At 29.1% G+C, this 4,841-nt stretch carries 5 protein-coding genes and 1 tRNA gene; all 6 read left to right on the top strand.

The annotated features are described in order from the left end of the window. The first annotated feature begins 218 nt into the window (after nucleotides 1-218). Nucleotides 219-300, top strand: a tRNA-Leu gene (locus tag ACI3VO_RS06310). A 53-nt stretch (nucleotides 301-353) separates the two neighbouring features. Continuing rightward, the gene (locus tag ACI3VO_RS06315; protein ID WP_439757092.1) at nucleotides 354-869 is read left to right on the top strand and encodes a hypothetical protein; all 516 of its coding nucleotides are present in this window, start codon (nucleotides 354-356) and stop codon (nucleotides 867-869) included. A 20-nt stretch (nucleotides 870-889) separates the two neighbouring features. Beyond that, on the top strand, nucleotides 890-1,741 hold the full coding sequence (locus ACI3VO_RS06320; protein ID WP_439757093.1) for a hypothetical protein: 852 nt from the start codon (nucleotides 890-892) through the stop codon (nucleotides 1,739-1,741). A 108-nt stretch (nucleotides 1,742-1,849) separates the two neighbouring features. Continuing rightward, nucleotides 1,850-3,763, top strand: coding sequence for a hypothetical protein (locus ACI3VO_RS06325; protein ID WP_439757094.1), 1,914 nt, complete (start codon nucleotides 1,850-1,852; stop codon nucleotides 3,761-3,763). 61 nt (nucleotides 3,764-3,824) lie between these two features. Next, nucleotides 3,825-4,385: a hypothetical protein gene (locus ACI3VO_RS06330; RefSeq protein ID WP_439757095.1), complete on the top strand. Its 561-nt coding sequence runs from the start codon at nucleotides 3,825-3,827 to the stop codon at nucleotides 4,383-4,385. Continuing rightward, nucleotides 4,366-4,841, top strand: a 476-nt coding sequence (locus ACI3VO_RS06335; protein WP_439757096.1) for a DnaB-like helicase C-terminal domain-containing protein, incomplete at its 3' end; no start/stop codon positions are given. The genes ACI3VO_RS06330 and ACI3VO_RS06335, both read left to right, overlap by 20 nt.

Below are 4,841 nucleotides of genomic sequence, written 5' to 3' on the forward strand. Positions count from 1 at the left end.
AAAGTTGAAGGCCCTATAAACGATACTGATTTGTGTGGTTTTATGGGAATTCGCACTTCGGATGGACGTGTACTCCCTATCCGAATAGGTAGAGTAATCTACAAATAATATTGAATTGGATATTAGCTTTCAAAAACAAAATATATTTTCACAGTACTGAACTGGGTACTGTTTAAATAATTATTGATGGAATAATTTATTTATGTGAAAGAAAATAAGGGAATATGGTGAAATTGGTAGACACGTTAGACTTAGGATCTAATTGCTTATGCAGTGCGAGTTCGAGTCTCGCTATTCCTACGCTAGTAGACGTAATTTGGTCAAATATTTAAACTAAAAGTTATCAATAGAATATGAAATCAATTACATCTAAATATATTTTCAATCGCTTAGAAGAGATTAAGAAGACTTTATCATCTAACTGGGATACTATTATTAAGAATAATGTTACTCCTAAGAATATGCCTATAAAGTTTAAGACTAATAAAGACTTGAAAGAACTGATCAAGGAGAATGTAGAACTGATGGAGGAACGCATTCTACTTAAACTTTATAAGGAATGTATTAATATGGGTTATACTAAGTTCTCTGAATTACCTAAGAATAATAACTTTATTAATATTTATACGCTTTCTGAGCGTACTGAATATCTGTTTAAGCTTAATCATATACCTACTGTAGATAAAAAGATTAAGCGTTCTGCAGGCAAGAAGAACTTAGATAAGATCGAAGTAATTACTTCTGATTACATTAACAATCTTATTAAGCCTATAGAGTTAGAAATTATCTCTATTAAGGAAAATCTTACTAAATTTAATGATGATGCTACACTTGAGATTGAATCTCCTGCAGCATCATTAGCTGTTTAACAATTTAAAGATATCAAATTATGAAAACAAAAGTATATAGAGCAAAAAAATCAGTAATAAGAAATACTAAACGTGCAAATAACGCTAAGAAGCGTAACTATAATCGTGTAATACAGAATACTCCTAATGGAGCTAAGTTTGTAAGAGCATTTTGTCCTAGTGAGACTACTAGAGACTTCAAGCACGGTCCGTCTTTAGTAATAGAATACGATAAGGATGGGAAAGTAAAAAACTTTAATAGTTGGAATAAGAACAATAAGCAGAATATGTCTAAGATAGCTATAGAAGCTCAAAAAGAGTATAAAGTAGCTGCTAATAGTAAGAAAGAAGCTGTAAAGAAAATTCTGCAAAGTTGTGGTTACGATCCAACAATAAAGTATACTCGTAAAGAGAAGAAACGTTTTACTAGAGCTGTTAAGAAGAAGTTATTCAACTTAACAACTATAGTAAAGAGAGAGTTTTATAATCGTGAAGCTTTAAAGAAGAAATACTCTAAAGTAAGCGAAAGTACTCCTCACGCTAATGCAGTTAACACTGCTATAGCAATCAAAGAACGTAGCAAGACTAAAGCTTTAACAGCTGAAGAAATAAATAAGGAAAAGCCTAATAAGCGTAAATTTACTTATACTATTAATCGAGTTGTTGAAGCAGATATAAATGCTAAGAAAGAAGGTAGACCTTATAAGAACTACGATTTCTTAACAGATTATTTTGAAGCAGATACTATAAGATCTGCTGAAAAGAAAGCTGCTAATATTGCAAAGAAATATCTTAAAGATGAATCATTTGCAGGAGTAACATTAAAAGATCCCGAAGGTCTTAATATGACTACTTATCTGCATCCTGATAAGATTAGTAGATTAGCAGCATAAAGAAATTCACGTGTGGAATGAGTATTGATGTAAATGGTAGCATACAGAGGATCCCTCTGGGTAATAGTTCGAGTCTATTATACTCTACTAACTATAAAAGTTAATATTATGATTATACGAAACAAAGTCGTATATGTATATGATATAGAAGTCTTTAAAAATGTATTTCATTGTACTGTAAGAAATACAGAAACTAATCAATTATATCTATTTGAAATTTCTGAAAGGAAAAATCAATTAGATGAATTAGTAGATTTCTTTTATACAGTTAAGACAGATTATACATTAGGTAAAATATATACTACAGAAACTCAGTTTAATATTGATAAATTATTCTGTGGTTATAATAACTTACATTATGATAATCCTATAATAAACTATATTATAGATAATTATCAAACTATGAAACAATTAGGTTTTAGACGTGTATGTGAGTCTATATTTAACCTAAGTAAAGTAATTACAACTTCTTCTGAAGATGATATATCAGCTTGGAAGAAGTGGAAATACATGATCTGTTTTGAATCTTTTGATTTACTTACTATGTTATATAGTAATAAGTTAAGAGTTTCATTAAAAGAAATGCAAGTAACAATGATGTATAAGAATGTACAAGAATTTGTTACAGATTGGGATGTAGATCTACAGTTAAATGAAATAGACTCTATGATCAAGTATAATATTAATGATGTAAACTCTACTACAGAGCTTTTAAACAGATGTAAGAAAGATATTGACTTAAGGCTAGCCATCGAAGATGAATACGGTGTTAGAGTATTAAGCAAAGATGGAGTTAATATTGGAATGAAGATATTAACTCAAAAGTACTTAGAAAAGACAGGATTAACATGGTTTGACATTAAAAATTTAAGATCTCCCATGTCAGCAATACCATTAAAAGATGTTATCTTACCTTTTATTAAGTATGATAATCCTATTCTACAAAAAGTATTAGAAGATATGAAAAAACAAGTAGTATCTCCAGGTAGAAAAGGATATGAAAATAAGTTTATATTTGCAGGATTACAATATTCTGTAGGAGTAGGTGGTATACATTCAGTAAACAAACCTGAATGTATAATTCCTAAAGAAGACGAATTACTATTAGACGTTGATGTTGCTTCTCTATATCCAAGTATGCTAATAGAATATAAGTTCTATCCTAAACATTTAGGTAAAGAATTTCTAGAAGTATATAGTAAAATAAAGGATGAAAGAATAGAAGCAAAACATAACGGAAATAAAGTTAAAAATGAAACACTAAAATTAGCACTTAATGGTTTAAGTGGTAATCTACAAAATGAACATAACTTCTGTTATTCTCCTTTTGCAGTAATGCAAATTAGAATAAATGGACAGTTATTACTATTAATGTTAGCTGAAAAACTAGTATCAATAGGATGTAGAATTATACAAGCTAATACAGATGGTTTATTTATTATAGTTAAAAAAGATAACTATAATAACTTTAAAAGTATTTGTTCAGATTGGGAAAAACTTACTCATCTAGTTCTAGAAGAGGATAGATTTAAAGCTATGTATCAACTTGCTATTAATGATTACTTTGCTATTACTGAAGATAATAAAGTAAAAGAAAAAGGAGCTTTTATTACTGAAGTAAAATTAGGTAAAGGATTAACTCCTAAAATAATACCAAAAGCAGTTATAGCGTACTTCAAAGATAATATACCTATTGAAGAAACAGTTAAGAACTGCAAAGATATTAAAGATTTCTTAATGTCTGAAAAAACTGGTAAACAATGGCATGTTGAATACTTAAATAAAGAACAACAGAGAATTAATAGATTCTATGCTTCTACTAATGGTGCTTATCTATGGAAATGGAAAGATACTGAAAAAGGTAGATCATATCAGAATATGTTAGTAGATTCTGGTGTTACTTTGTTAAATGAATTTAATGATATTCCTATAGAACAAAGAAATATAAACTATAAATATTACATTTTTGAAGCTTATAAATTAGTAAGAGAATTAAAACCGTTACAACTAAGTCTATGGTAATACCAAAGACTATCAGATAAATTTCAGAACCATAACTTATAATATTATATGAGATATGATTTTGGAGTTAGACACTGCGCTTCTGGACAAGATTCCAGAAATTAAATCTATTAATCAATTAGTCTTTATAACTCTAGTATTGAATGATAATCAAACAAAGAATCAGGACATTCACAAACTTCTCAGCCTAGTTAGTGAAGAAGAAATACTAGATTTACAAGGCAAAGAGTTAATATCTATTGATAATAGCTCTGAAGGTACTATAGTTCATAAAACTCATAAGTTAGATAATCTTATAAAAGAAGATAAAAGCTTATTTGATCAGTTTTATGAAGAATTTCCAGTTTACGTTATGCGTCCTGACGGAACCAAAGGGTTTCTAAGAGCTAATATAAATAAATGTAGAAAAGAATATAACAGAATTATAGGTAAGTCTAAAGCAATGCATGAGCATTTGCTTAAATGTCTTCGTTTTGAAATACAAAACAAGATGATTACTGGTAAATTAGGTTATATGAAAACTATGTGGAAATGGCTTACTCAGCATGAGTGGGAAGCTATAGAAGACCAAATAAATGAACAACCTGTAACATATAATTCATATGGAACAAGTATACTGTGAAACTCTACCTTTTAAACATATATCTCAAGCTGCTGAAGAGGCTATAGGATATATAAAAGATAGAAAAGAACATAAGATTGAATCTCTTAAAACAAGATGGTCTAAGTTCAATAAACAGTGTATGGGTGGAATAGAGCCTAATACTATTTATACAATTGTAGGTATAAGTGGATCAGGAAAGAGTTCATTTGTTAACATTCTTCAGAATGATTTAGTAGATTTAAATCCTAATCAGGATATAATTGTATTGAACTTTAGTTTAGAAATGCTTAGTTCTCGCCAAGTAGGCAGATCTATTAGTAGTAAACTTAGGCGTACTACATCTCAGCTTTATAGCTCTACTGAAGAATTATCAGATGATGATCTAAGTAAAGCAGAAAAAGCATCTCAGCAAATTAAAAAGTATCCGGTATATTTTGTAGATACACCCGGTACTGTTGAGACTATAGGTAACAC

The sequence above is a fragment of the Intestinibacter sp. genome, assembly GCF_051866655.1.
Classification (GTDB): Bacteria; Bacillota; Clostridia; order Peptostreptococcales; family Peptostreptococcaceae; genus Intestinibacter.